A 26263-nucleotide genomic window follows, 5' to 3' on the forward strand; every position below is an offset into this window, starting at 1 on the left:
GATATGAAAAGGATTCGCAGGAAAGCCCTCGGGCTGAACCGCATCGCACCATTTGTACTAGGCTACCCATCGGCCAAACAAGGGTTCAGATTCCTCAGGGATTTGATGTCCAAGGGTTGAGTATAGGGCCGGTTCCATGAATTTCAGCTGTATGATGATCATCGAACCTGCGGGAGGACTTCTCGCGCTTGCTACGCCTTTGCCTGTGCCATCAAAATCTTCCTCTGCTTCAATGGCACCATCCCTTTCTTCAGGCGGCAAGATGCTGGTCGATGGGACCGAAGAACTCGTAATGGATGCGATCGGCGTGGATGCCCGCGGCGCGCAAGCTGCCGACAAAGTGGCGCAGGAAGGGGCGCGGGCCGCAAAGATAAACATCCGCCTGGCCAACGGGGTGTTTCCCTGTAGCCAGTCCAAGGTGATCCGGCTAGGTTTGGCTGTTTCATCCGCGCCGCTTTCGTAGAACGTTTCGACCAGAACATTGCCATGTCGGGCCGCGGCTTTGCGGACCTGGGCGTCATGGGCATGATGCGCCGGGCTGCTTGTGCGGTGGAATTATAAGATGGGCATACCGTGATGCTGCGCTGCGAGAACCTCCAGCATGCTGACGACGGGGGTCAGCCCTACCCCGCCCGACAGCAAAAGCAGGACGCTGTGGCGTGTCGGACAGATAGAAGGCGCCTGCCGGAGGTGTGGCTGTTAATTTCCACGCAGAACTGAGCCGGCATTTCCATCGAGAAGTGAGCCACCCCTGACTATGGATTTCCGGTCATGCAGTGGTCAAGGCATGTGTGGTCTCCTTTTTTTTCGCGGCAACTGCGGCTGAACTGGCCTTGAAGCGGAAGCTGTCGTTTCCGGTTTCCAGGATGTGGCAACGATGGGTGAGACGGTCGAGCAATGCAGTGGTCATCTTGGCATCGCCAAAGACCGTGGCCCATTCGCTGAAGCTGAGGTTGGTGGTGATGATGACGCTGGTGCGCTCATAGAGCTTGCTCAGCAGATGGAAGAGCAGCGCCCCGCCCGAGGCGCTGAACGGCAGGTATCCCAACTCATCGAGGATCACGAGATCGAGGCGGGTCAGGGTTTCGGCAAGCTGTCCGGCCTTTCCCTTGGCCTTCTCCTGTTCAAGGGTATTGACCAGTTCGATGGTGGAGAAGAAGCGGACCTTGCGGCGGTGATGCTCAATGGCCTGGACGCCGAGGGCGGTTGCGGCGTGAGTCTTCCCTGTGCCAGGACCGCCGATCAGAACTACGTTCTGGGCCCCGTCCATGAACTCGCAGCGGTGCAGCTGGCGCACTGTGGCTTCGTTGATCTCGCTGGCGGCGAAGTCGAAGCCTGAGAGATCCTTGTAGGCTGGGAAGCGCGCCGCCTTCATGTGATAGGCGATGGATCGGACCTCACGCTCGGCTATCTCGGCCTTCAGCAGTTGGGACAGGATTGGCACAGCCGCTTCAAAGGCCGGTGCCCCTTGCTCGATCAGGTCCGTCACGGCCTGCGCCATGCCATGCATCTTGAGGCTGCGGAGCATGATGACGATGGCACCGCTGGCGGGATCATGACGCATGATGGCCCCCTGCAACGGGGGTGCGCAGGCCGTCATAGCGCTCGACATTGGCCTTGGGTTCGCGATGGAGAACCAGAGCCTGCGGGGTATCGAGGGGCGGCCCGCCGATGACCTTGCCGTCGACCAGCCGGTGCAACAGGTTCAGCACATGGGTCTTGGTTGCCACGCCCTCGGCCAGGGCCAGTTCCACGGCGGCGAGGACGGCCTGCTCGTCGTGCTGAAGAACCAGGGCAAGGATATCGACCATCTCGCGATCACCACCAGGCTTGCGCAGCATCTGGTCCTGCAGTTGCCGGAAGGCAGGCGGCAGTTCCGCGAATGGTGCTCCGTTCCTGAGAGCCCCGGGCTTGCGCTGGAGAACAGCCAGGTAATGCCGCCAATCGTAGATCGTCCGTGGCGGCACCTGGTGGTTGCGCTGGAACACGCGGCCATGCTCGCACAGGAGGTTGCCCTCGGCCGCCACGACCAGTCGATCCGGGTAAATCCGTAGACTGACAGGCCGGTTCGCAAAGGACGCGGGAACGCTGTAGCGATTGCGCTCGAAGCTGATCAGGCAGGTGGGCGAGACGCGCTTGCTCAACTCGATAAAGCCGTCAAAAGCCGGCGGCAACGGCATCAGCGCGGCCCGCTCCTCAGCCCAGACATCGGCGATCGTGCCGGGCAGCGTGCCATGCGGGGTCTCATGCCACAGCTCCAGGCAACGCTGCTCCAGCCAGGCGTTCATCGTGGCAAGGTCGGGAAAGCCCGGCATCCCCTGCAGGACCTGATGGCGGGAGTCCTGAACGTTCTTCTCGACCTGACCCTTCTCCCATCCTGCCGCCGGATTGCAGAACTCCGGCTCGAAGACATAGTGGTTGGCCATCGCGAGGAAGCGGATGTTGACCTGCCGCTCCTTGCCGCGACCGACACGGTCCACCGCTGTCTTCATGTTATCGTAGATGCCCCGTTCGGGCACGCCACCAAAGACACGGAAGCCATGCCAGTGGGCATCGAAGAGCATCTCGTGGGTCTGCAGTGGGTAGGCGCGCAACAGGAAGGCCCGGCTGTGGGACAGCTTGATATGCGCCATCTGAAGCTTGGTGCGCTCGTCACCCAGAAGCCCGTAGTCTTCGCTCCAGTCGAACTGGAAGGCCTCTCCCGGTCGGAAAGACAGCGGAACGAAGGTGCCGCGTCCTGTGGTCTGCTGTTCCCGCTGGCGATCTGTCCGCCAGTCCCGCGCAAAGGCCGCAACCCGGTTGTAGGAGCCGGTGAAGCCGAGCGTGACGAGATCGGCATGCATCTGCTTCAGCGTCCGCCGCTGCTTGCGCGACTTGCCGGCTTCCGTCTTCAACCAGCCAGCCAGCTTCTCGGAAAAAGGGTCAAGCTTGCTCGGCCGATCCGGCGTGGCAAACTTCGGCTCAATCGTGCCCTCCGCCAGATGCTTGGCAATCGTGTTGCGCGACAGTCCGGTGCGCCGCGCAATCTCGCGTATCGACAGCTTCTGCCGCACATGCATCCGTCGAATGATGTTCAAAAGTCCCATGTGGATCACTCCCGTTGCCCCCGCTGCTCACCGCTCTGGGGGAAGGTTCACATGGCTCAATTCTCAGTGGAAATTACCCGCCTATCCGGCTCAGTTCTGGGTGGAAATCAACAACATTGTGGAAGAAAACTATCGAGGTAGAGAACTCATCTGGCGTAGGACAACGCCACCGTCACACTCAAGGTGACGTCCCAGGGCGTGGTGTAGCTTTCGGTGGTCATCGGGTTTCTCGGTAGGGTCGGGTTGCTGATCCCACCTGAACCGAGGGATGTCCCCGATGACCAAACCCATGATGGACCTGCGTGCGCTCGTAGAGAAGAGCGCCGATGCCGATCTGCTTTCCCGAGATGATCGGCTTTGCTGCCGAGCGGTTGATGCAGCTGGAGGTCGGCGCCAAGACCGGCGCTGACTATGGCGAGAAGAGCAGTGAACGCTTGGCGCAGCGCAACGGCTATCGTGATCGCGACTGGCAGACCCGCGCCGGCAGCGTCGAACTGCGCATCCCGCGCCTGCGCACCAGCTCCTACTTCCCTTCCTTCCTGGATCCGCGGCGCTCGGTTGAGAAGGCTCTAAGCGCCGTGATCCAGGAGGCCTATGTCCATGGCGTCTCGACGCGATCGATGGATGACCTGGTGCAGGCCATGGGCGGCACCGGGGTGTCGAAGAGCCAGGTGAGCCGCCTGTGCGAGGAGATCGACGAGCGTGTGGACGCCTTCCTGACGCGGCCGATCGAGGGCGAATGGCCCTACCTCTGGATCGATGCCACCTACCTCAAGGTGCGCCAGGGCGGGCGGATCGTATCGGTCGCGGTCACGCTCGCAGTGGCGTCAATACCGACGGCAGGCGCGAGGTTCTGGGCATGGCGATTGGTGCCTCCGAGGCGGAGCCCTTCTGGACCGAGTTCCTGCGTGACCTCGTCCGCCGTGGCCTCGGCGGCGTGAAGCTTGTGATCAGCGATGCGCATGAGGGCATCAAGGCTGCCACCGCTCGGGTCCCGTCCACGACCTGGCAGCGCTGCCGCGTCCACTTCCAGCACAATGCGCTCGCCCATGCCGGCAAGAACAGCCGCCGCGTGGTCTCCGCCTTCATCGCCACGGCCTTTGCCCAGCCCGACCATGCAGCGGCGAAGGCCCAGTGGCGGCTCGTGGCGGAGCAGATGCGCGGCAAGCTCCCGAAGCTGGCCACGCTCATGGACACGGCAGAGGAGGACGTCCTAGCCTACATGACATTCCCGGCCAGCATCGCACCAAGCTACACAGCACAAACGGTCGATGAAAGCGGTGCCTTTACGGACGATCACACCTATTGGTTCGGCTTTCCCGAAGGCGCTGCCGAGGGGCTCCGGTATGAGGTCCTGAGCCCCGAAGTGGCGCCGGTCCCGCTGCCAGCATCGGTTTGGCTGCTGGGGGTGTCAGTCGCAGGTCTTGGCGCTCTCCGCAGCAGGCGCAACAGAAAGGCGTAATTGTGCTTGTCTTAGTGGCATGGGATGCAAGTCCCATGCCACTCCGCGATCAATAGGCCCCTCCCGTTTCCGGTCCTAGCTCCGCCCGCTGGATTGGACCGGAAATCCTGCTCCTTTTTGGGTCCTTCCGACGCGGTCATGTATGCGGTGCGCTTCGTCCCGCAAGGTCCTACAGGCAGGGCAAAAATTAGGGTTCGCACCTCCTTAAACCGATGTTGTAAATCTGTGAGCCTGTAAGCCGCAGGTTAAACATACTGGACAGCCGCTGGCCAGAACGGGACAAAAGTCTGGTCTTCCGATGTGCTTGCGCTGTGCTAGCCTGAATTATCGGTTTCGGCTTGAGCTTAGGGAGGGCGGAGTGACAGATCGTCATCACGTCAAGGAGATCGAGCAGGTCCTCGACGGCACGCAGACGGGGCGCGACAGTTTTGTGTCTGCGTCCTGGCGACGCTGCGTCGAGCTTTACGGCATGGATCCCTCGCGCAACGATCCCGCCCATATCGTGACCGAAGCGGAACTGCGCGATCACCGCAAGCAAGCGGAATGGATGATCGGGGCGGCGCGCTCCAGCTTGCAGAGCTTGTTCCGCCAAGTCGCCGGGCAAAACTACGTCCTTCTCCTGACGGATGCGAAAGGTGTCTGCGTCGACTTCTTTGGAGACGACCTCTTCGTCAATGACCTGCGTGGTGCCGGGCTTTACCTCGGATCGAACTGGTCCGAGAACCTCGCAGGCACCTGCGGTGTCGGGGCCTGTATCGTGACGCAGGAGCCAGTAACGGTTCACCAGGACGACCACTTCGGCAATGCACATGTCTCGCTAAGTTGCACCGCCGCACCGATCTTCGACAGCCTGGGTGGGCTAGCGGCGGTGCTTGACATCTCGCTGCTGCGCTCTCCGGCGCCAAAGCGCAGCCAGAACCTTGCGATGAGCCTTGTCACCAATGCGGCACGGCGGGTCGAGATGGCGAACCTCATGGCCGAAGGTCGCCGCGACTGGGTGTTGCGTCTGTCAGACAGCCCAGAATTCCTTGACGTCGATCCCGAGGCCGCTGTTCGGCTGGACGGCTCGGGGCGAGTCCTTGGCTACACCCGCGGGGCACGGCGCCTGTTTCCAGATGGCGGAACCATTCTCGGGCGGTGTATCGACGATGTGCTGGGGCTGACAGTCGATGACCTGCCAGATCTGATGCGCGACCGCCCGACCGAGGATCGAATTATCGAGATGCGGGATGGCGGTGCGCTCTTTGGTCATGCCATCGCACCGCAGGCGCCGCGGACTGCACCGCGCAGCAGCCGTCAAGGCGGTCCGTTGACGGGGCTGGCAGGCGACGATCCCGCGATGGGGCAGGTCCTCGCGCGGGCGGCGAAGCTGGCGCGCACCGACGTGCCGCTGCTGATCACCGGCGAAACGGGGACCGGCAAGACAAGGCTAGCCCGCGCGATCCACATGGTTGGAACAACCAGCGGCTTTCTGAGCATCGACTGCGCCGGACTGTCGGCCGAGGCGCTGCAGGAAACCTGCGCCGATGTGAACAACCCGACAACGCTGCTGCTGCGCCGGATCGAGGATCTGCCCGAGGACACGGCTGCCGCCCTTGCGGCGATGCTGGACAGCCGCAGCTGCCTCAGGCCGCTGTCAACCACATGCGTCGCCCCTAATGAACTGGATCTTCCCCGCCCACTGTTCCATCGCCTCGCCGGCGCTACGCTAACCCTGCCGCCGCTGCGCCAAAGGCAGGATCTCGGCACACTTCTGGACCGCCTGCTGCGGCGGCGTGCACCTGATGACATGCGCCTGTCGCCCGCGGCCCGCGCTGCGCTGCTCGGCCGCCGGTGGCCTGGAAACCTGCGCGAGCTCGAGCAGGTGCTCGACGTAGCTGTCGCACTTTGCGAGGGACGGGTGATCGATCAGCCCGATCTTCCCGCACCCATCGACGCGATGACCCAAGCCACCGGAGCGGAGGAACCGCTCGAGCAGATCATGGAAGCCTGCGGGTGGAACATGTCATGTGCCGCGCGTCGCCTCGGGATCAATCGCTCGACCGTCCTGCGCCGCATGCGCAGAGCCGGGTTGCAACCTCCCGACTAGGTTGTTGCGCGGCGTTGCGTCTGCAACATGCCGCATCGCAGCGGACGAATTTTCGGCACCTGCGCTGGTATTTTCCTAGATCGTGCGTCGAACCGCACCCGATACTTCTCCGAACATAGGAGGAGGAGACGCAATGCTTGATTCAACCGTGACGTCCCGCACGCAGGCGGTGCTGGATACGCTCAATGCCGCGCTGGCCGCAGGAGATGTAGACAGCGCCAAGGCGCTGTTCGCCGCCGACAGCTATTGGCGCGATCTGGTGTCGGTGACGTGGAACCTGAAGACAGTCGAAGGCCCGGAGGGCGTGGCCGACATGCTGTCGCAGCAGTTGGAGCATACGAGGCCCGGCAATTTCCGAATCCAGACAGGAGAGATCCCTGCCGAGGAGGGCGGCGTGATCACCACCTGGATCACCTTCGAGACAAAGGCGGGGCGTGGCTGGGGCCTGATGAGGCTGAAGGACGACCGCATCTGGACGCTGCTGACGGCGATGCAGGAACTGAAGGGCTTTGAGGAAAACCGCGGCAAGCGTCGCCCCATGGGCGCCGAGCACGGCGCGCAGAAGAACCGCACCACTTGGAAGGAAAGCCGCGAAACCGAGGAGGCCCGCCTTGGTTATGACACCCAACCCTACACGGTGATCGTGGGCGGCGGTCAGGGCGGGATCGCGCTTGGGGCAAGGCTGCGGCAGCTTGGTGTGCCGACCATCGTGCTGGACAAGCACGACCGCCCTGGTGACCAGTGGCGCAGCCGCTACAAGTCGCTCTGCCTTCATGACCCGATCTGGTACGACCACCTGCCCTATATCAAGTTTCCCGACAACTGGCCGGTGTTTACGCCCAAGGACAAAGTCGGCGACTGGCTGGAAATGTACACCAAGGTGATGGAGATCAACTACTGGACGCGCTCGGAGGTGCAGTCAGCCCAATATGATGAAGCGTCCGGCACATGGACCGTACAGGTCAACCGCGATGGCGAACAGGTCACGCTGAGGCCCACGCAGCTGGTGCTGGCCACCGGCATGTCGGGCAAGCCAAACATGCCGAAGTTCCCCGGCATGGAGAGCTTCAAGGGCGAAATCCAACATTCGTCGCAGCACAAGGGCCCGGACGCCTGGACCGGCAAGAAGGTCGTCGTCGTCGGCTCCAACAATTCGGCCCATGATATCTGCGCCGCGCTGTGGGAGGCAGATGCCGATGTGACCATGGTGCAGCGCTCCTCGACCCATATCGTCCGGTCGGACAGCCTGATGGAGATCGGCCTTGGTGCGCTTTATTCCGAGGAGGCGCTGGCAAACGGCGTGACGACCGAAAAGGCCGACATGATCTTCGCCTCCCTGCCCTACCGGATCATGCACGAGTTCCAGATCCCCCTTTACAAGCAGATGCGCGAGCGCGACGCCGAGTTCTATGCGGGGCTGGAGAAGGCCGGGTTTGAGCTGGACTGGGGCGAGGACGGATCGGGCCTGTTCATGAAGTACCTGCGGCGCGGCTCGGGCTACTACATCGACGTGGGCGCCAGCCAGCTCATCATCGATGGCGAGGTAAAGCTGGTTAAGGGCCAGGTCGATCACTTCGAGGAAGATGCCGTCGTGCTGACGGATGGCACGCGGCTCGAGGCAGATCTTGTCGTCATGGCAACCGGCTATGGCAGCATGAACGGCTGGGCCGCCGATCTCATCAGCCAGGAGGTTGCGGACAAAGTGGGCAAAGTCTGGGGTCTCGGCTCGGATACGACCAAGGATCCCGGCCCTTGGGAGGGCGAGCAGCGCAACATGTGGAAACCCACGCAGCAGCAGAACCTGTGGTTCCACGGCGGCAACCTGCACCAGTCGCGGCACTACTCGTTGTATCTCGCACTCCAGCTCAAGGCCCGGATGGAGGGTATGGACACGCCCGTCTACGGCCTGCAGCAGGTGCATCACCTGTCGTGATGCATCTTGCGCCCGGCTGCCTCCCGGCCGGGCGCGCCATACCTCAAGAGTTGGAGTAAAAAGATGAAAGCAGCACGTTGGCATGGCGTGAAGGACATCCGCGTCGAGGACGTCGCAGAGCCAAGCCCAAGAGCGGGCGAGGTCAAGGTCAAGGTTGCCTGGACTGGCATCTGCGGCAGCGACCTGCACGAATACCTCGCAGGCCCGATCTTCGTGCCGGTGGAACAGGACCATCCGCTCAGCCACGACAAGGCACCGATCACCATGGGCCATGAATACTGCGGCACCGTCACCGAGTTGGGCGATGGGGTCACTGGCCTGGCCGTAGGAGACCGGGTGGCGATCGAGCCGATTTTCGCCTGTGGTGCATGTTCCGCCTGCCTGGAGGGCAAGTACAACCTCTGCGAGTCGCTGGGCTTCGTGGGGCTGTCCGGTGGGCATGGCGGCTTTGCGGCCTATTCGGTGGTGCCCGCGCGCATGGTTCACAAGATGCCGGAGGCTCTCTCGATGGAGCAAGGCGCGCTGGTGGAACCGGCCGCCGTGGCACTGCACGCCGTACGGCTTTCGAAGATCAAGGCCGGCGACACGGCAGCGGTCTTCGGGGCTGGTCCGATCGGACTGCTGGTTGTCGAGGCATTGCGCGTCGCCGGTGCCGCCCAGATCCATGTGGTGGAGCCATCCGAGGTGCGGCGGCAGAAGGCACTGGATCTGGGCGCCACCACCGCGATAGACCCGATGTCCGCCGATGCCGTTGCTCTGATCCGCGAGGCGACCGGCGGTGTGCATGTTGCCTTCGAGGTGACGGGCGTGCCGCAGGTTCTGGCGCATTGCATCAACGCCACGCGGCACGAAGGCCAAACCCTGATTGTCTCAATCTGGGAAACCGACGCCGCCTTCCAACCAAACACGGTCGTGCTGAAGGAACGCCAGCTACAGGGCACCATTGCTTATCGCAACGTGTACCCAGCCGTGATGGAACTCATGACGCAGGGCTATTTCAGCGCTGAAAAGCTGGTGACCAAGCGGATCGCCATCGACGAAATCGTGGCCGAAGGGTTCGAAGCGCTGGCCGCGGAGAAATCCCAGGTGAAGATCCTCGTGGAAGCACCTGAGTGAAAGCAGCCAGGCGCGGGAGATGAACCCGCGCCCGCCCTCTTTCACCCCCCGCCCCTTCTGAGTCCTTTCGGTGCAGTTTCCCATGCGGTGGGCATTGTCCCGCACATTCTCCAGTTGCGCACCGGAAATTGGGGTTCGCACCCGAGGTTCGCAGGTTCGCACCAGCCATAGTGCGAAGGGAAGTACAGCAAGGTCCGGGGGCAGGTCAGCATCGTGAGCGCAGCGGTGGCATTCCGAATAGAAAGGCCGGCCATCTCAATACCGACCGCCTGAAAACCCGTCCCTTGTTAGACTGCGAATGGCTCCGACAGGATATTCTTTGCCAGGTCATCACCTGGCTTGGATAAATATAGCTCTCCGTAGGCGACGAAGAGGCCGGGCATTGGCATGCCCGATGAGCCGCCAAAGTTATATTGCAAGCTTAACATCCGCGAACCGACCGCCTGAAAACCCGTCGGTCGGTCATGCCTCCCGCGACCTGATGTTTCGCCCAGCTTCTCCGACACAGGCGTTCCTTCTGCCGACGTATCTGACGGGGTTTAAGTCAGTTGACTCAGTTTCTGCTATTGGTCCCGCCTTGCGAGTATCGAGCCGTGTTTCGCCACTAGATTGCGCTGGTTTGGTAATCCTCCCCGTTTTAACGGGGCGCAGACGTAGAATTCACGCGGCCATTCTCAGCTTCATGGCAGGGGTGATCCCGCCGATGCCCATGTTGGGGCGTTCGTTGTTGTAGGTCCAGAGCCACTCGGTGGCGATGTTCTGCACCTCCTCGATGGTTTCAAAGATGTATAGGTCCAGCCATTCGTGCCGGACTGTCCGGTTGTAGCGCTCGACGTAAGCGTTCTGCTGCGGCTTTCCGGGCTGGATATAGGTCAGGGTAATGCCCTTGTCCTCGGCCCATTCCATCAGACGGCCACTGATATATTCCGGGCCGTTATCAACCCTGATCGCCTTTGGTGCTCCCCGCCATTCGATGATTTGGTTCAGGGTCCGGACGACGCGCTCGGCCGGCAGCGAGAAGTCCACCTCGATGCCCAGGCCCTCGCGGTTGAAGTCGTCCAGGACGTTCAGAAGACGGAAGGCTCGCCCGTCCCCAAGGCGATCTGCCATGAAGTCCATGGACCAGACCGCGTTGGGAGCTTCCGGCACAGCCAGTTCCTCGGACTTCTCCCGCTTCAGCCGCTTGCGAGGCGTTCGCCATGGTCACTCGGACCAGTGGCGTTCCATGGCTCACTCCTCAGGTTCAGTTCCAGCTCACGATAGATCCGGTAGACGCGTTTGTGGTTCCAACCATGGCCCTGGACGTTGCGCAGATACAGGAAACACAAGCCAAAGCCCCAAGTCTTCCTGGTCTTGGTTAGCCCAATGAGCAGGTCGGCGATCTGCTCGTTCTCGTTGTCGCGCTTCGGGCTGTAGCGGAAACAGGTCTCGCTGACGCCGAATGCCCGGCAAGCCAGCGCAATGCTGATCCCCTTCGTCGCCACAGCCTTTGCGGCCAGCTCGCGACGCTGAGCTGGCCGCGTCACTTTTTTCCAAGCGCCTCCCGGAGCAGATCGGCTTGCATGCTCAGATCGGCAAACATGCGCTTCAGCCGCCGGTTTTCGTCCTCCAGTAACTTCATCTGGCCCATCATGGATGCATCCATGCCGCCATACCTGGCACGCCATTTGTAAAACGTCGCGCTGCTGATCCCATGCTCGCGACACAGTTCAGGCACAGGCAAACCACCCTCGGCCTGACGCAGCACGCCCATGATCTGGGCCTCGGTGAAACGGGTTTTCTTCATCTGAATCTCCTCGTCCAACTTGCCGAGAAAATTCTACTTCCGCATCCCTTTAACCATGGGGAGGATTACCAACCGACTTCACCTATCTCAAGGTGACAGGCTGGGGATGGTTCTACCTGTCTACGGTGCTGGATGACTTTTCCCGCTACATCGTGGGCTGGAAGCTGTGCACCAGCATGGCGGCGGACGATGTCAGCGCGACGCTTGATATCGCGCTCGCTGCATCCGGATGTGACAGCGCCGCCGTGCTGCACAAGCCGCGGCTGCTCAGCGACAATGGCCCGTGTTACATCGCCGGTGACCTGGCCGAATACCTCGAAGAAAATGGCATGAACCATGTCCGCGGCGCCCCCAATCACCCTCAGACGCAGGGCAAGATCGAGCGCTGGCACCAGACCCTCAAGAACCGCATTCTGCTGGAAAACTATTACCTGCAAGGCGAACTCGAGGCGGCCATCGCGGCCTTCGTCGATCATTACAACAACCACCGCTACCACGAGAGCCTTGGCAATCTCACGCCCGCTGACGTCTACTTCGGACGCGGCACGGCCATCCTGGCAGAAAGGGAGAAGATCAGGAAACTGACCATCCAGAGCCGGCGCTTGAACCATCAGTGCCAGGCAGCATAACCTCAACCCACAGAGCCAGAGCCCTCCAGACCAAAATCAGGCTGCCTGTTCCAAATCATTCGACGACGGACAGTTAAAATTCGGACGGGAGATAGGTTCTCTTAGGGAAAATGGCGGAGGGAACGGACCTGCCGTCGAACCTTCTCCGCCTCTAGTTAGTTATCTCTGAGGTCGACGACTAGACGCTCTCCTTCCGCAGGTATCGCCGCGACAGAGCGTCAAAAGAGATCGCTAGCACCACGATGACGCCGGACACTACGCCCTGCCAATAAGGCGATACGCCAAACAGCACGATTATGTTTTCAATGATTGCGATGATGCCGGCACCGAATATCGCTCCTAGGGGCGACCCGACACCGCCTGTTGTTGCCACTCCGCCAATGACTGCAGCGGCGATGGGCGCCAGGACCCAAGCCTGGCCGATGGAGGGTTGCGCTGTGCCCAGGCGAGCTACCATCAGCAGCCCCGCCAAGGCCGACAACATGCCCGCGAAAGTGAAGACGAGCAGCCGGATGCGGTCTACCCGAATGCCGAGCATCCGCGCTGCTGCAGCATTGTTGCCGATGGCATACATGTAGCGGCCCATTGGCGTTTTGAGTGTCAGGAACAACGCGATGACAAGCACCGCCAGCATGATGAGAAAGGGCACCGGGACTCCCAGGAAGTCGCCTCGGCCCAGGAACTGGATCCCCGCAGGGATGCCCGTGATCGCTACACCTTTCGTGAGAACCAGGATCGCGCCACCATAGATACCCGCCGTGCCGATCGTCAGCACAAGCGAGTGCAATCCAAGTACAGTTACGAGAAAGCCGTTGAGGCAACCAAGCGCCATGCCCAGCAACAAGGCCAATACGAGCGCCACCGGCCAGGGCAGGCCGGCCTGCACCATCAGCATCCCCGATACCACGCCGCAGAGGCCGCCTATGGTGCCCAGGGACAGATCGAGTTCGCCAAGGATCATCAGCGAGGACTGTGCGATCGTTACCAGACCCACGAAAGCCAGACCTCGTGCGATCACAGACATGTTGTAGCCGGTCAGGAAGTAGGGCGAAATGATTGCCGAGATGGCGAAGATTATGACCAAGGCCACAAAGACACCGGCCAGCGGATTGCGGATCAGGATCGACAGGGCGGATGGGCTTTGCGCGGAGGCGTCAGACGACATGGGTAGCTTCCTGTGGTGTGGTAGCGAAGATAGCCCCCACTAGCGTTTCGGTATCGGTTGTGGCGGCGTCGAAATTGCCGGTAATTTGGCCACCATGCATGGTGATGATGCGGCTGGCGCAGCGACGTAGCTCGGTCATCTCGGAAGATATCAAGATGACTCCGACGCCTTGCTCAGCCAGTGCTTTCATGATGCGATAGATTTCAGCCTTGGTGCGGATATCGATGCCTTTGGTGGGTTCGTCAAAGATCAGGATACGAGGCGTCGTGGCCATGGCGCGGCCAATGATCGCCTTCTGCTGGTTGCCGCCCGAAAGGGTGGCCATGCGTTGGCCCGGCCCTGATGCACGGATCCCATAGTCATCAATCACCCGAGCGATGATGCTGCGCTCTTTGCCAGCATCAATACCAAGGGCACCCGAGGTTAGGGAAAGAACAGAAATGCCAATGTTCTCCCGCAATGATAGCAGCGGAAAGATGCCGTGGTGCTTGCGTTCCTCGGACAGATACAGCATCCCGCCCTCAACTGAGGCCGCCGGGTCATTCAGCCGCCAGCCCTGCCCCTCGACAGTCACATGGCCTCCACTTGCCTTGCGGAAGCCGAAGATTGTCTGCATCAGTTCCGACCGACCGGCACCGACCAATCCGGCAAAACCCAGAATTTCACCACGTTTTAGCGTGAAGTTCACGTGTTCGAACATCGTCCCTGACAAGTTCTCAACCTGCATGATCGAATCAGTGGCCGGGCAGTCGGGACGGAAATGCTCATCAATGGCAACGTCACGGCCTGACATGGAACGGATCAATGCAGGCTCGTCAATTTCGGCGATCCGTCCGGCATCTACCTTTTTGCCGTTGCGCAGGACAGTGTAGTCGTCGCCGATAGCGAAAACCTCGTCCATCTTATGAGAGATGAAGACGATAGCGTGATCACGGTCCAGGAACCCACGAATGACGCGGAAGACACGGTCAACCTCCCGTGCCGTCAAGGCGGACGTCGGTTCGTCCAGGATCAGCACCTTCATGGCACGGTTGGTGGACGCCCGCGCGATCTGCAGCAGTTGCTGGTCCGGTACGGAGATATGACGAACAAGGTCTGAGGGACGAGCCTCAATCCCAAAGCGATCTAGGTACTTCTGCGCCTCAGCCTGCATTTGCCGGCGGTTGACCAGCCCGCCGTGGCCAGTGCGGTCAAAGGGCATGAACAGGTTTTCCGCCACGCTGACATCCGGGAACAGTGATAGCTCCTGGGGAACATAAGCAATGTTGCGAAACAGCTCGGCATGGGCCGCAGGATCACGACCACCGATACTGATCGTGCCGCGGCTGGCATGATCGGTACCCGTCAGGATTTTCACCAGCGTTGATTTTCCGGCCCCGTTCTCTCCAGCCAAAACATGGGTCCGACCGAGTTCGATCGATAAATCGACGCCATCAAGGGCTGTTACACCCGGAAAGTCGCGCCCCAAGCCTCTCGCTTCGAGATATGCCATATTTCCTCCAAAAGAAAGCAACCGGCCCGAAGGCCGGCTGCCTACTAAATCAACCGTCCACGTTTTCTTTCGTGAGAAAGGCGTTTCCGGTGTCCAGGTAGTCGGGCACTGGCGCGCCTGTGACCTGCGCCCAGAGAAGCATCACCGACCAGTAACCTTGGAGCTCCGGCTGGGATGCAGAGGAGCTGTCAGCCACACCGGAACGGATCATGTCCAGCATCTCGGGAAGGTTGTCGAGACCGACCAGTGTGACGTCGCCTTCCTTGCCTGCCTCAATGATTGCTTGACCGATCCCAATGGGACCAGCGGCATCTGAGGCGACCCAGCCCTTCAAGTTCGGGTTTGCCTGCATGATCGCAGCTGCCTGCTGCTGCGCAATCTCGATGCTGTCGTTGTCGATGCCTTCAGCCACAACCTTGATGCCAGGATGCTCAGCAAAGACTTCGCGGTGGCAGTCGGCGCGGATCGAGTGGTTCGGCGCAGTGGGCACGCCCATCATGATCGCGACCTCACCTTCGCCGCCTAGCACCTCGACCAGACGGCGGGAGGCCATCTTCGCCTGCTCACAGAAATCGGAGCCTATATAGGGAATCTTCATCCCTTCGGGTGGCACTGAGTCGAAGATGACCAGCGGAATGTCTTGGCTTTGTGCTGCTTCCAGCGATGCACGGTTGCCCGATGGATCCAGAAGGTCGATGGCAATGCCGTCGGGCTGGGTGGAAATGGCGCTTTCGACGATCTGCACTTGCTGGACGACGTCAGCCGTCTGAGGAGCAGAATAAACGATCTCGACATCGGCGCCGGTCTGCGCCTCAAGGGCGGCCGCGGCCATCTGTGCACCTTCGTTCACCTTGTCGAACCAAGGATGGACAACCTTTGGCACGATCAGAAAGCGATAGCTGTCCTTCTTGGTGGTGCCTGGCGCATCCTGTGCCAAGGCTACGATGGGCGACGCGATGGCCAATCCCGCCAGAAGTGTCACCAGTGTTCTCATGTTATTCCTCCTCGATGGACCACTGTGTGCGTCGACGACTATCGTATGACGCGAATCAGATTTCCGAGGGCACCATCACACGCCGGATTCTGAATTTACAGCCGCCACAGAATGGACTGGGGCGTACAGGCAGCCGGCCATTCTATGGACGCAGCTTTAGTAATCTCACACCCGGATTGGCCCCGTCTTCATGATCTTGCCAGCGCCAGTGAAAGCAAAGCGGTGATGAAAATCAAGGCACCTTCCGCGCCTCAACCTCTTTGCTGATTGACAGGTCTCTTCTCCCGGCCTTAGAGCCTGTTGCACTCAATCGGTCTCATACCCTGCGGCTTTGAAGTAGTTGTAGCACTCCTCATCGGAGAACAGATCGCAGACCTGGCCAACCGCAGCCCAAAGCTGATCGTAGGTGCGGGCGGCGGCTTTTCTGATCAGCGTCTTGAGTTTGGCGAAGGCCATCTCGATCGGGTTGAGGTCGGGGCTGTATGGCGGCAGGAAAAGGAACCACGCGCCAACATCGCGCAGTGCTGCCGCTGCGGCAGGGCTCTTGTGGCTGGAGAGATTGTCCAGAATGACGACATCGCCGGGCCGGAGTGTCGGGACCAACTGGGTTTTGGTGTAGAGATCGAACATCTCGGCGTTCATTGCGCCGTCGATTACCCAGGGCGCATCCAACCGGTCATGGCGCAGGGCCGCGACAAAGGTCTGGGTGCGCCAATGCCCGAACGGCGCATGATCAACGAGGCGCTGCCCGCAGGGTGCCCAGCCGGAGGTCTTGGCCATGTTCGTCTTGACCCCGGTCTCATCAACAAACGCCAATCGCTCCAGGTGATTGGCCATGAAAGGCTGGCGTCTCGCGATCCAGACATGGCGCAGAGCGGCGACGTCCTTTCGCTTTTGTTCAAGCGCCTGCAGAGTTTTTTTTATGGCTCAGTCCGAGACCCCGCAGAACGCGCCAGACGGTGGCGCGGTGGACATCGATGCCATGCGTCTCAGCCAACTCGGCTACGAGTTCATCAAGCGTGATCCCGCTTTTGGCCGTGACGCGGGCCTTGAGCCAGCCGGTCATGCCCACCAGCTTGCCATGTCCGCCGCCATTGCCTTGTCGCCTCGGGGTCAAACATCCGATCTCGCGTCGCAGCTTCACCAGATCATTGACGAATTTCGGCGACACCCGAAAGTGCCGGGCCGCCTGACGGTGTCCGTGACCTTCGTCCACGTAGCCGATAACCCGGCTACGAAGCTCTGCTGGATGTGGCTTGCCCATCTGAAATCTCCATCTGCCTCAGCAGAAGGGAATCACATCATTGGCAGGCTGGGAATCCTGAATCTTGATGGCTGAAATACGCTCTAGCGTGTGAGATGTGCTAGGCAACTGCGCCGTCATGCACAGCTCTGATGACATCGACATAATGGCAACTCCGCCCTGGGCACTCGCTGCCTCAGGGCTGTTTTCACGTGGACACGAGCTTGGAACACATCTCACTTCAGATCGGCCTGCTATTCTCGACCGAGGGGCCTTACGCCACGGTCGCCCAGGCACTTCTGAATGGGGCTGTCCGTCGTCGAATGATTTGGAACAGGCAGCCTGATTTTGGTCTGGAGGGCTCTGGCTCTGTAGGTTGAGGTTATGCTGCCTGGCACTGATGGTTCAAGCGCCGGCTTTGGATGGTCAGTTTCTTGATCTTCTCCCTTTCTGCCAGAATGGCCGGGCCGCGTCCGAAGTAGACGTCAGCGGGCGTGAGGTTGCCAAGGCTCTCGTGATAGCGGTGGTTGTTGTAATGCTCGACAAAGGCTGCGATGGCCGCCTCGAGTTCGCCCTGCAGGTAGTAGTTTTCCAGAAGGATGCGGTTCTTGAGGGTCTGGTGCCAGCGTTCGATCTTGCCCTGCGTCTGAGGGTGATTGGGGGCGCCGCGGACATGATCCATGCCATTTTCTTCGAGGTATTCAGCCAGCTCACCGGCGATGTAGCACGGGCCATTGTCGCTGAGCAGCCGCGGCTTGTGCAGCACGGCGGCGCTGTCACATCCGGATGCAGCAAGGGCGATATCAAGCGTCGCGCTGACATCGTCGGCCGCCATGCTGGTGCACAGCTTCCAGCCAACGATATAGCGGGAAAAGTCATCGAGCACAGTGGACAGATAGAACCATCCTCAGCCTGTCACCTTGAGATAGGTGAAGTCGGTTTGCCACATCTGGTTTGGCCGGGTGGTCTTGTCCCTGAACTCGTCCCCGGCCTTGACAACCACATAGGCCGGGCTGGTGATCAGGTCATAGGACTTCAGCAGCCGATACACGGACGCTTCTGACACGAAATACTTTTCTGTATCCGTGAAACGAACAGCCAGTTCCCGCGGCGACAGGTCGGGCTCTTCGAGCGCCAGAGCGACAATCCGGTCCCGTACAGCGTCGGGAATGCGGTTCCAGACCCTGGACGGTCGTGAGGGGCGATCTTCCAGCCCCTCCGGGCCGTGTTCGACGTATCGATCATACCACCGGTAAAAGGTCGTGGGCGGCACCCCGATCTGTGCCAGGGTCCGACGGACCGGCAGGTGGGATTGCTCGACGATGCGGATGATCTCGAGCTTCTCGGACGCTGGATATCTCATGCGTGCTCGCCCCCAGCCCCGCTCGTGTTTTTTTTGAGCAGGCGGTTCTCAAGGGTGAGGTCGGCCACAACCTCCTTGAGCGCCAGTGCCTCGGCGCGCAGGTCCTTGACCTCGCCACTGGTCGCCTGTCGGGCAGTGTCGCCGGCGAGGCGCTTCTTGCCGGCCTCGAGGAATTCCTTCGACCAGCTGTAATACAAGCTCTGGGCGATCCCTTCGCGGCGGCACAGCTCGGCAATGCTGTCCTCGCCCCGAAGCCCCGTCAGGACAATCCTGATCTTCTCTTCGGCGTTGTGGATCTTGCGCGTCGCCCGGCGGATATCTTTGACCGCCTTCTCCGCCTCGGCTTTCGTCGTCATGGGCTTCTTGCTCATCTTCGCTCCATAAGGGCTACGATGAGCCAAAAACCCTCCGTCACGCAATCTGCCTAATCTGTCCCATGGGCGCTGACGTCAGACAGGCCTGCAATGGTCCGAGGCAGAACTGCTGAACCAGGCATATGCATACGAACAGCTAACGCGGCATCGCAAGCCGGTCGTGTCGCGAATGTGGTGGAAATTGCCGGGCAGCGGGCTCCGGGCATGTGACGTTGGCTCCAGTCAGGCCGCGAGGTCAAGGGACATCGGCACGAGTGGCTGAGAAAGGGTTTCCCAGCCGTCGACCTTTCGCATCTGGATTTGGCCCGAGGCCAGGAGCGCCCAGAGCAGCATGGGCACGGTTTCCGCACAGGGCAGCACGGTCTGGGTCTTGATGCGGCGGCGGAACTCTTCGTTCAGGCGCTCGATGGCATTGGTGGTTCTTGCGGATTTCCATTGCGAGGGATCGAGGCGGGTGAAGCTGAAGAGCCGGTCTCCTGCTTCCTCAAGGCTATCGGCCACGGCCCGGCACTTCAGCGTCCATTTGCGAAGGAACGCCTTGCGACGCTTCTCGATCTCAGCGGCTGTGTCAGCGTAGATCATGTCGCGATAGTCTTCACTCAGCTCGTCATGCAGGCGCTTGGGGGCGTGGCCGAGCAGGTTGCGGTGCTTGTGAACCGTGCAGCGCTGGATGGGCAGGTCCCCGCCCCAGAGCGCCACAAGCGCGGCCTCAAGGCCAGGGGCGCCGTCAACGATCACGAATTCGGGCCGCCGCAGGCCCCGGGCATCCAAGTCGGCAAGGAACCTGCTCCAGGCAGCCGTGCTTTCGCCGCCCATGTTCCTGATGGCGAGAAGAACCTTTTGCCCGTCGCGCCGCACCCCGATCGCCGCCAGCACCGAGATATTGGTGGCCTTGCGGTCCAGCCGGGTCTTGATCACGGTGCCATCGAGGATAAGCCGAACGATATCCTCCTCGGCCAGGTCGCGGGTGGACCAGGCGTCCCAGTCGACCTTCACCTTGCGCCAGGCCCGGCTGACCACATCCTTGCTCACCGCGCCTTCGAACAGCCCGAACAACGCCCGCTTGACGCGGCGCGTGTTGGTGCCAGCCAGGTAGACCGCTGCGATCAGGGCCTCGGCCTTCTTCGTCAGCCGCCTGTAGCGTGGCAGGGCCTTCGAGCGCCATTCGGTGACCTTTCCGGTCTCGTTCTCGATCCGGGCACGTGGCACCCGCACCGTCTCGGTGCCGAATGTGCCGGTAAGCTGTCGCTCCCGGTGCCCGTGGCGGTAACCCTTGGCACCCTCGTCACTGCGACCATAGCGAAGACGGCCAAGAAATTCGGCCAGTTCCTCTTCAAACATGGCCTCAATGGTGGCACGGACATTCGCCCGCAGGCGGTCCTCGATCGGATCATACCCGCCTGCGTCGGGCAGTAGCGAAAAGGACGAGCTGTCGGTATTCTGCTTCATGGCGTGATCTCCCTGGCGGTTGCCGCCGCCGGTTGGGTGGGTGTTGGTTCACCCGGAGATTACGCCGCCAGCCAATTTCTACCACTTCCGAGACACGACCCGCAAGCCTGCTGTCTGATTGAATTCGCTTGCAAAACAGAACCGGCGGAAGAACTTGCGCGCTCGAAAGGGAGACCCTCATGCGCATCGGCGTTCTGAGTTGGCCCCCTCCGAAGGCGTCTGCGTACCTAGGTTCGTTCGCAAACGATCCACGAAAGGGAGCGGCCATACCCAGAATTGCCATGAATTAACTGTATGCGCCGTCTCTGCCCCATTGATTTTGCGCATTCCTGGCTTGGGTGGTCTCTGCCACCTGTCCGTTGAAGCAGACGGAGAGGCGATATGGCAGGCAGTGTGGAAGGTTTTGTTGGTCAGTGCGAGGTTGTTGAGCCTCGGCGCGGAAACCGGCGGTGGCCAGACGAGGTAAAGGCTCGGATTGTGGCAGAGAGCCTCGCTCCTGGGGCGCGGGTGGTTGATGTCGCGGCACGCCATGATCTTGTCCCGCACCAGCTTTCGGATTGGCGGCGCCGGGCTCGCGAGGGGCTTCTTGCGCTTCCGGCTGATCTGCTGGAGGGGCTGTCGCTGCCGTCCAAGGTTCTTGGCGATCCGGTCTTTGTTCCCTTGGCCATTGCGGCCGAACCGACGAGATCGGCGAAGCTGCCGGAGAGAGCCGAGATCTTGTCTGGTGTCATGAGCGTCGAGATCGGTGACGATGTGGTGCTGCGTGTGCCGAGCGATGTTCCCGTCGAGCGGGCAGCAGCCCTGATCCGTGCCTTGCGCAGTGCAACATGATCGTCGCGGGACAGAGATTGCCGATCCTGATCGCGACGAAGCCGGTGGATTTCCGCTGCGGGCATAACGCTTTGGCGCTGATGGTGCAGACGGAGCTGAAGCTGGATCCGTATTCGGGTGTGACGGTGGTGTTCCGCTCGAAGCGCGGTGACAGGCTGAAGATCCTGGTATGGGACGGCACTGGCATGGTGCTGATCTACAAGGTTCTGGAAGTTTCAAAGTTCTGCTGGCCCCGGGTTCAGGACGGGGTGATGCAGCTGTCACGAGCGCAATATGAGGCCCTGTTCGAAGGCGCGGCGTGGCTTGGGATGAGCACGCCGAAAGTGCTTCCGCCGACTGCGGCAGGGTGACTCAGCAGGCGGCTTTGGCATTGTTTTGCTGGGCTTTCTGCACCGGATCGGGTAAGAAGGCGCATGTCGCAATCCTTCGATCTCAGTCTGTTTCCGAACTTGCCGCCCGAGGTGGTGAAGGCCTTTGGGGCCGTCCAGTTCGAGCTCTCCGTGGAGCGTGCGGCGCGTCAGCATGAGCAGGCGGTGGTGGCGGAGAAAGACGCTTTCATCACCGAGTTGAAAGCGCTGATCGAGCGGCTGGAAGGCCAGGTTCAGGACTACCGGCGCACGAAGTTCGGGCCGAAGTCGGAGAAGCTGGACCCGGCGCAACTGGAACTGGCACTGGAAGATCTGGAAACGGCCATCGCCGAGACGCAGGCCCGGATCGCCGCTGTCGAGGACAGGATCGCGGCCAGTGAGCCTGACCCCGAGAAGAAAACGCCCCGGGCGCCTCGCAAGGCGCGGGCCCTGCCTGAAGGCCTGCCGCGCGCCCTGCGCGTGATCGAACCCGACAGCATCGCCTGTCCCTGCGGCTGCGGCGACATGGTCCGGATCGGCGAGGACCGGACCGAGCGGCTGGATTACATCCCGGCGCGCTATCAGGTCATTGTCACGGTGCGCCCCCGATACGCTTGTCCCAAGGGACGTGCGGGCGTGGTGCAGGCCAAGGCCCCGGCGCATCTGCTGGAGGGCAGCTGGCCCACCGAGGCGCTTCTGGCGCAGATTGCCGTCTCCAAGCATTCCGAGCACATGCCGCTGAACCGGCAGGCCATGGTGATGGCTCGTCACGGCGTGCCGATCGACCGCTCGGTGCTCGCCGATTGGATGGGTCGCACGGGCGCGCTGATCGCTCCTGTGGTCGAGCATATGGCCAAACGCCTGATGACAGACAGCACCCGGCTTTATGTCGACGAGACCACCGCCCCGGTGCTCGATCCGGGGCGCGGCAAGACGAAAACCGGCTATCTCTGGGCGGTGCTGCGCGATGATCGTGGCTGGAACGGCCCTGCGCCGCCGGGAGTGGTGTTCCACTACCGGCCGGGGCGGAACGGCGAATATGCCGCCGAGATCCTTGAGGGCTTCAACGGCACGATCCAGGTCGATGCTTATGGCGGCTATTCCCATCTGGCCACGCCGAAACGCACAGGCGGCAAGCCACTGCGTCTGGCCTTCTGTTGGGCGCATGGACGGCGCAAGCTGATCAAGGCCAAGCCCAAGAAGGGCTCGCCCATCGTCGATGAGGCGCTGCTGCGCATTGCGGCCCTTTACAAGATCGAGGACAGCATCCGCGGCGCCGATCCCGATGAGCGCCGGGCGGTTCGCCAGGACCTGTCCCGTCCCTTGGTGGATGCCTTCTTCGCCTGGCTGTCAGCCCAGGCCGCGCGCGTCTCGCGCAAGTCCGACCTCGGCGTGGCGATGACCTACATGCTGAAGCGTCAGGACGGCTTTCGGCTGTTTCTTGACGATGGCCGCGTCGACATGGACTCCAACCTGGTGGAAAATGCCATCCGCAGCCCGGCCATGAATCGCCGAAATGCACTTTTTGCCGGTCACGACGAGGGTGGCAGGAGTTGGGCCTGCTTCGCCAGCCTGATCGGCACCTGCAAGATGAACGGTGTCGAACCCTACGCCTACCTGTGCGATCTGTTCACCCGTCTTGCCAACGGCCACTTGGCCAAGGACATCGACGCCTTGATGCCCTGGGCTTATGCAAGGCAGACCATCGCCTCACAATGACCTCGTCCGGGACTCCCCGGTGAGCTCATAGCACAACAGCCAAGCAGCAGGCCGCCCCGAAGCAATCAGAAAATCAATGGGGCGTAGCCGCCGCTTACAATTAACTCAACGTGGCCGTTGCGCCATACGCAGTGGGTAAGCCTCGCGGTGACGAGGACGACTTTGGAAGCTCGTTAGACCGTAGGAAGGATATTGCCGGCGGCTCAGATCCCTAAACTTCAGCACTCGGCTGGGGACCCCTCTTGGAGTATGAGTTATGAGACTTCTGCGAAAATTTGTCTGGCGGGGCTATTTTGCCTTCCGTGTCGCGGGTTTTTTCTTCTTCGGCTTTGCAGCACCCCCCAAGCCGATCGCGCGCATCGCCTCTTTGGTGGCAGCACTCTGCTGTCGGCGCAGCTCGGCCGTTACCAACCCGCGGCCTACACCGAGCGCACGGTTTGCGTTACTCAACCATATGCTCATGAAAGGGTTTTTCATCCGGTTTGTCCTGTCGCGTGTAGCGGGGTCTCCTCCGGAGTTGGGGCTCTGGTAGCTGAACCGCAAGGCTCGGCGCGACGATCGGCCTGATGTGCAAGTTTCCCTTTTTGGGGACGGGCTAAGCATAGCCTCTTCGAAGTCCGTGCAGAGCGCGGAGGTCTAAGCGCGGATCAGTCGCCTTAGTGATCTTGCAATATTATACCAACGGCATTATCCACTGACCTGCGCCCAATCGCGTGAGGTGATTGAAGCGACGCGTTCCGGCATTGCGAGGAGGGTGTTCCAGGCATCGCAGCAGACGTCGACAATGGCGTCGTAGCTGTCGAAGACCCGGTTCGCGAGGGTGTTCTGACGGAGGAACTGCCAGAGGTTCTCGACCGGGTTCAGTTCCGGACTGTAAGGTGGCAGTGGCAGCAGGCTGATGTTGGGCGGGATGATGAGGTCTGTGGAGCTGTGCCAGCCGGCGCCATCGAGAACAAGGAGCGCGTGTGCACCGGGCGATACCTGCCCGCTGATTTCGGCCAGGTGGGCGTTCATCGCCTCCGTGTTCGCGTAGGGCATGACGAGCGCCGCACCGATCCTGCGGGCCGGGCAGACCGCCCCGAAGATGTAGGCCCAGGCGTAGCGGCAGTCTTTTGGCGCCCGCGGGCGTGTGCCCTTTCTCGCCCACACGCGTGTCAATGTTCCCTGCTGGCCCACCCTGGCCTCATCTTGGAACCAAATCTCCAAGGGCTTTCCTTGCGCTTCGTTAGGCAAGGCTGCGCGCGCCAGTTCGGCAAAGTTTTTTATACCGCTTCTACTGCAAAACCCGAAAGTTCTCGTGGGTTATGACGCGGAAGTTGTCGGAGACCTTGTCGCGGAATTTTGTCCATTCCTGCGGGATGGTTTCACGCATGAATGCAAGGATGGCGTCGGCGAACTGCTTCTGACTTGGGTAGTAGCGGTTGTGGGTAACGTATTGATGCAAGACAGCCCAAAGCCGCTCAATCGGATTGAGATGAGGGCAATAGGGTGGCAGCTGGATCAGATGGATACGGCAAGCTGTCTTGGCGAGGAAGGCTCTGACATCGGGTCCTTTGTGGTAGGCAGCGTTGTCCCAGATGACATGAATGATGCGCTTGTCAGGGTTGCGCTCCTCGATCTTGGTGAGAAGCTGCACGGCACTGACCCCGTCGACGGTTGTGGGCTCGACAAAGGGTGCATCGAAAGTTTCGAGGTTTACAGCCCCATGAATGTTCACACGACCGCGCCCTGCTGTGCTGAGAACCGCTGGATTTGATCCCACCTTCACCCAGCCGAATGCAGGCTTGGTCTGGTATTCCGGATGCACCGCATCGGCGAAGTAGACGGCTTCATCTGCTGGTAACTCACGCATCAGGCGTTCGTAGAATGCGATGAAAGCTGTCTGCTTTTCCGCAGATGCCACGCGCGGCAGAGGCTTGGGCTTGCGGTATTCAAAGCCCAGTCGGGCGAGAAGTTTGATGCAGCCAGAATGGGAGTAGTTCAGACCGCACTCAGCCGCGAGGTGAGCCCTGATCTCGACCGTCGAGCGACAGAAGCGCACTTGCAGCCATGCGCACAGCGCAGTCTCCTGTGCCTGCGTCATACGGGACTGGCCGCCTTTCCAGCCGTCGTAGGCAAGCGCATCCCAACCATCTTGCAGGTAGGTTTTATGCCAGCCCCGAATGGTATCGTCGTCCAGATAGAGAAATTTTGCGATCCGGGCACAGCTTTCCCCGTCGTCGAGCAGCAGGATCGCATTTGCCCGGCGGGCAATGCCGTGGTCCTCGCGCTGACGACGCACGCACGCCTCAAGCTCGAGGCGGTCTGCTGAGGAAAGAAAGCCGGGGCGGATCATAGGCGTAGCTGAATCGTTCCAAACCCAGCCGTCAAGTCACCAAATTCGGCTGCCGCAGGACTCCGAGTATATATACCGCTTGCGCTTCGCCATCGGCCTGCGGATGGCGCGGCCGGACTGAGAGACGCGCAAAGCCGAGCCGGTGAAGGATCGCGCTCATGGTCCTCTCCGCCACGCGAATGCCAAACCGCTGGTCAACCACGTTGCAGAGGTCAATCCGACGCCAACGCACGACCTTATCCGTCGACGGGTCAGGCCCCGTTTCGACGATCACGGCAAGTTCGCGCATCTGCTCGGCGCTGAGCCGCGCTGGCCGCCCGGAAAGCGGCCGATCGACAAGGCCGGCCAGCCCTTCGGCATTGTAACGATGAACCCAGTCACGCAGCGTCTGCCGATCCATACCGCAGCTTTGTGCCGCTTCCGTCCGGCTTCGCCCGTCAAGCACATGCGCCAGCGCAAGCAGAGCTATTCGGGGAAATGGGTGACGGGGTTTGAGAGGGCGGCGTATCGTGGCGGGTGCTGAAGCCTGCCAGAACTTCCAAAAGGAACGATACGCCATGGAGAAGACTACAGACATCGTCCCCCTTCGTCAGCCGGAATCTGTTGAGGACCCGCTGACCGAGATCGCTCGCGACGGGGCACGCCGGATGCTGGCTGCCGCGCTGCGGGCCGAGGCCGACGCCTTTGTCGCGCAGCACGCCGAAGAGATCCTGCCTGTCAACGGCGGCGTAAAATCCGGCCACGCGGCGGCGTAAGACCAGGTCAGGTGGCGGTGGCCGGCGCCATGGCGCGCGCGCTTACCAATAGCTAGCGCGTGCCATGGCGCATTGGCCTCTTTGGGCCAAAACGA

17 protein-coding genes and 7 pseudogenes are annotated in these 26263 nt (G+C 61.2%); 11 read left to right on the top strand and 13 right to left on the bottom strand.

The annotated features are described in order from the left end of the window. Positions 1 to 151 precede the first annotated feature (151 nt). Positions 152 to 463, top strand: coding sequence for a hypothetical protein (locus LZ585_RS08830; RefSeq protein ID WP_234853233.1), 312 nt, complete (start codon positions 152 to 154; stop codon positions 461 to 463). 306 nt (positions 464 to 769) lie between these two features. Here LZ585_RS08830 and istB read toward each other — a convergent pair whose 3' ends face one another. Both istB and istA read right to left on the bottom strand, forming a co-directional pair. After that, a complete protein-coding gene (gene istB, locus LZ585_RS08835) occupies positions 770 to 1564 on the bottom strand; it encodes an IS21-like element helper ATPase IstB (protein ID WP_234854650.1) in 795 nt (264 codons plus the stop codon). Beyond that, on the bottom strand, positions 1554 to 3086 hold the full coding sequence (gene istA / locus LZ585_RS08840) for an IS21 family transposase (RefSeq protein WP_234853234.1): 1533 nt from the start codon (positions 3084 to 3086) through the stop codon (positions 1554 to 1556). Before istA ends, istB begins: the two co-directional genes overlap by 11 nt. A gap of 277 nt (positions 3087 to 3363) precedes the next feature. Between istA and LZ585_RS08845 the strand changes: the two are divergent. The 5 genes and pseudogenes from LZ585_RS08845 to LZ585_RS08865 all read left to right on the top strand — a co-directional run. Further along, positions 3364 to 4352: pseudogene (locus tag LZ585_RS08845) on the top strand (IS256 family transposase); the annotation flags it as partial. A gap of 100 nt (positions 4353 to 4452) precedes the next feature. Further along, the gene (locus LZ585_RS14865; protein WP_256445608.1) at positions 4453 to 4548 is read left to right on the top strand and encodes a VPLPA-CTERM sorting domain-containing protein; all 96 of its coding nucleotides are present in this window, start codon (positions 4453 to 4455) and stop codon (positions 4546 to 4548) included. 298 nt (positions 4549 to 4846) lie between these two features. Then, positions 4847 to 6637 (top strand): sigma-54-dependent Fis family transcriptional regulator, encoded by a 1791-nt coding sequence (locus tag LZ585_RS08855; RefSeq protein WP_234853235.1) that lies wholly within the window; start codon positions 4847 to 4849, stop codon positions 6635 to 6637. A gap of 133 nt (positions 6638 to 6770) precedes the next feature. Continuing rightward, complete coding sequence (locus LZ585_RS08860; RefSeq protein ID WP_234853236.1) at positions 6771 to 8570, top strand: NAD(P)/FAD-dependent oxidoreductase; 1800 nt, start codon at positions 6771 to 6773, stop codon at positions 8568 to 8570. A gap of 63 nt (positions 8571 to 8633) precedes the next feature. Then, entirely contained in the window at positions 8634 to 9686 is a 1053-nt protein-coding gene (locus LZ585_RS08865; RefSeq protein ID WP_234853237.1) for a 2,3-butanediol dehydrogenase, read from the top strand. Between the two features lie 660 nt (positions 9687 to 10346). Here LZ585_RS08865 and LZ585_RS08870 read toward each other — a convergent pair. Further along, positions 10347 to 11472: pseudogene (locus LZ585_RS08870) on the bottom strand (IS3 family transposase). Positions 11473 to 11543: 71 nt separating this feature from the next. Here LZ585_RS08870 and LZ585_RS08875 point away from each other — a divergent pair. Further along, positions 11544 to 12101: pseudogene (locus LZ585_RS08875) on the top strand (transposase); the annotation flags it as partial. A 178-nt stretch (positions 12102 to 12279) separates the two neighbouring features. Here LZ585_RS08875 and LZ585_RS08880 read toward each other — a convergent pair. The 6 genes and pseudogenes from LZ585_RS08880 to LZ585_RS08910 all read right to left on the bottom strand — a co-directional run bounded on the left by LZ585_RS08880 (position 12280) and on the right by LZ585_RS08910 (position 20181). Continuing rightward, the gene (locus LZ585_RS08880; RefSeq protein ID WP_234853238.1) at positions 12280 to 13266 is read right to left on the bottom strand and encodes an ABC transporter permease; all 987 of its coding nucleotides are present in this window, start codon (positions 13264 to 13266) and stop codon (positions 12280 to 12282) included. Continuing rightward, positions 13256 to 14758: a sugar ABC transporter ATP-binding protein gene (locus tag LZ585_RS08885; protein ID WP_234853239.1), complete on the bottom strand. Its 1503-nt coding sequence runs from the start codon at positions 14756 to 14758 to the stop codon at positions 13256 to 13258. Before LZ585_RS08885 ends, LZ585_RS08880 begins: the two co-directional genes overlap by 11 nt. Positions 14759 to 14807: 49 nt before the next feature. Next, positions 14808 to 15752 carry a substrate-binding domain-containing protein gene (locus LZ585_RS08890; protein WP_234853240.1) on the bottom strand — a complete coding sequence of 315 codons (945 nt, stop codon included), beginning with the start codon at positions 15750 to 15752 and terminating at the stop codon, positions 14808 to 14810. Positions 15753 to 16058: 306 nt separating this feature from the next. After that, a protein-coding gene (locus LZ585_RS14950) for an IS630 family transposase (protein ID WP_390625058.1) occupies positions 16059 to 17016 on the bottom strand; the annotation gives its coding sequence in 2 pieces (ribosomal slippage) (positions 16059 to 16676 and positions 16678 to 17016; 957 coding nt in all). A 361-nt stretch (positions 17017 to 17377) separates the two neighbouring features. Then, positions 17378 to 18729: pseudogene (locus LZ585_RS08905) on the bottom strand (IS3 family transposase). Positions 18730 to 18954: 225 nt separating this feature from the next. Next, positions 18955 to 20181 (bottom strand): IS256 family transposase, encoded by a 1227-nt coding sequence (locus tag LZ585_RS08910; protein WP_234853242.1) that lies wholly within the window; start codon positions 20179 to 20181, stop codon positions 18955 to 18957. A gap of 381 nt (positions 20182 to 20562) precedes the next feature. Between LZ585_RS08910 and tnpA the strand changes: the two genes are divergently transcribed. The 3 genes from tnpA (at position 20563) to tnpC (ending at position 23078) form a co-directional block, all read left to right on the top strand. Then, the gene (tnpA, locus tag LZ585_RS08915; protein WP_256445610.1) at positions 20563 to 21012 is read left to right on the top strand and encodes an IS66-like element accessory protein TnpA; all 450 of its coding nucleotides are present in this window, start codon (positions 20563 to 20565) and stop codon (positions 21010 to 21012) included. Between the two features lie 17 nt (positions 21013 to 21029). Beyond that, positions 21030 to 21362: an IS66 family insertion sequence element accessory protein TnpB gene (gene tnpB, locus LZ585_RS08920; protein WP_234853244.1), complete on the top strand. Its 333-nt coding sequence runs from the start codon at positions 21030 to 21032 to the stop codon at positions 21360 to 21362. Positions 21363 to 21425: 63 nt separating this feature from the next. Next, positions 21426 to 23078, top strand: coding sequence for an IS66 family transposase (gene tnpC / locus LZ585_RS08925; protein WP_234853245.1), 1653 nt, complete (start codon positions 21426 to 21428; stop codon positions 23076 to 23078). Between the two features lie 288 nt (positions 23079 to 23366). Here tnpC and LZ585_RS08930 read toward each other — a convergent pair whose 3' ends face one another. The 4 genes and pseudogenes from LZ585_RS08930 to LZ585_RS08945 all read right to left on the bottom strand — a co-directional run. Continuing rightward, positions 23367 to 23540 (bottom strand): hypothetical protein, encoded by a 174-nt coding sequence (locus LZ585_RS08930; protein WP_234853246.1) that lies wholly within the window; start codon positions 23538 to 23540, stop codon positions 23367 to 23369. 225 nt (positions 23541 to 23765) lie between these two features. Then, positions 23766 to 24341: pseudogene (locus tag LZ585_RS08935) on the bottom strand (IS630 family transposase); the annotation flags it as partial. 10 nt (positions 24342 to 24351) lie between these two features. Then, positions 24352 to 25413 carry an IS630 family transposase gene (locus LZ585_RS08940; protein ID WP_234853247.1) on the bottom strand — a complete coding sequence of 354 codons (1062 nt, stop codon included), beginning with the start codon at positions 25411 to 25413 and terminating at the stop codon, positions 24352 to 24354. Positions 25414 to 25495: 82 nt separating this feature from the next. Further along, positions 25496 to 25876: pseudogene (locus LZ585_RS08945) on the bottom strand (helix-turn-helix domain-containing protein); the annotation flags it as partial. Positions 25877 to 25970: 94 nt separating this feature from the next. On the opposite strand from LZ585_RS08945, the pseudogene LZ585_RS08950 reads away from it, so the two are divergent. Further along, positions 25971 to 26123: pseudogene (locus LZ585_RS08950) on the top strand (IS256 family transposase); the annotation flags it as partial. Between the last annotated feature and the right edge of the window lie 140 nt (positions 26124 to 26263).

The sequence above is a fragment of the Paracoccus everestensis genome, from assembly GCF_021491915.1.
Lineage (GTDB): Bacteria > Pseudomonadota > Alphaproteobacteria > Rhodobacterales > Rhodobacteraceae > Paracoccus > Paracoccus everestensis.

Coding starts and splice junctions, on each gene's coding strand:
- LZ585_RS08865 (WP_234853237.1), top strand. CDS start 8,634: ATGAAAGCAGCACGTTGGCATGGCGTGAAGGACATCCGCGTCGAGGAC.
- LZ585_RS08855 (WP_234853235.1), top strand. CDS start 4,847: ATGTGCTTGCGCTGTGCTAGCCTGAATTATCGGTTTCGGCTTGAGCTT.
- LZ585_RS08910 (WP_234853242.1), bottom strand. CDS start 20,181: ATGAAGCAGAATACCGACAGCTCGTCCTTTTCGCTACTGCCCGACGCA.
- LZ585_RS08890 (WP_234853240.1), bottom strand. CDS start 15,752: ATGAGAACACTGGTGACACTTCTGGCGGGATTGGCCATCGCGTCGCCC.
- LZ585_RS08880 (WP_234853238.1), bottom strand. CDS start 13,266: ATGTCGTCTGACGCCTCCGCGCAAAGCCCATCCGCCCTGTCGATCCTG.
- LZ585_RS08940 (WP_234853247.1), bottom strand. CDS start 25,413: ATGATCCGCCCCGGCTTTCTTTCCTCAGCAGACCGCCTCGAGCTTGAG.
- tnpC (WP_234853245.1), top strand. CDS start 21,426: ATGTCGCAATCCTTCGATCTCAGTCTGTTTCCGAACTTGCCGCCCGAG.
- LZ585_RS08930 (WP_234853246.1), bottom strand. CDS start 23,540: ATGAGCATATGGTTGAGTAACGCAAACCGTGCGCTCGGTGTAGGCCGC.
- istA (WP_234853234.1), bottom strand. CDS start 3,086: ATGGGACTTTTGAACATCATTCGACGGATGCATGTGCGGCAGAAGCTG.
- LZ585_RS08860 (WP_234853236.1), top strand. CDS start 6,771: ATGCTTGATTCAACCGTGACGTCCCGCACGCAGGCGGTGCTGGATACG.
- LZ585_RS08885 (WP_234853239.1), bottom strand. CDS start 14,758: ATGGCATATCTCGAAGCGAGAGGCTTGGGGCGCGACTTTCCGGGTGTA.
- istB (WP_234854650.1), bottom strand. CDS start 1,564: ATGCGTCATGATCCCGCCAGCGGTGCCATCGTCATCATGCTCCGCAGC.
- tnpA (WP_256445610.1), top strand. CDS start 20,563: ATGGCAGGCAGTGTGGAAGGTTTTGTTGGTCAGTGCGAGGTTGTTGAG.
- LZ585_RS08830 (WP_234853233.1), top strand. CDS start 152: ATGATGATCATCGAACCTGCGGGAGGACTTCTCGCGCTTGCTACGCCT.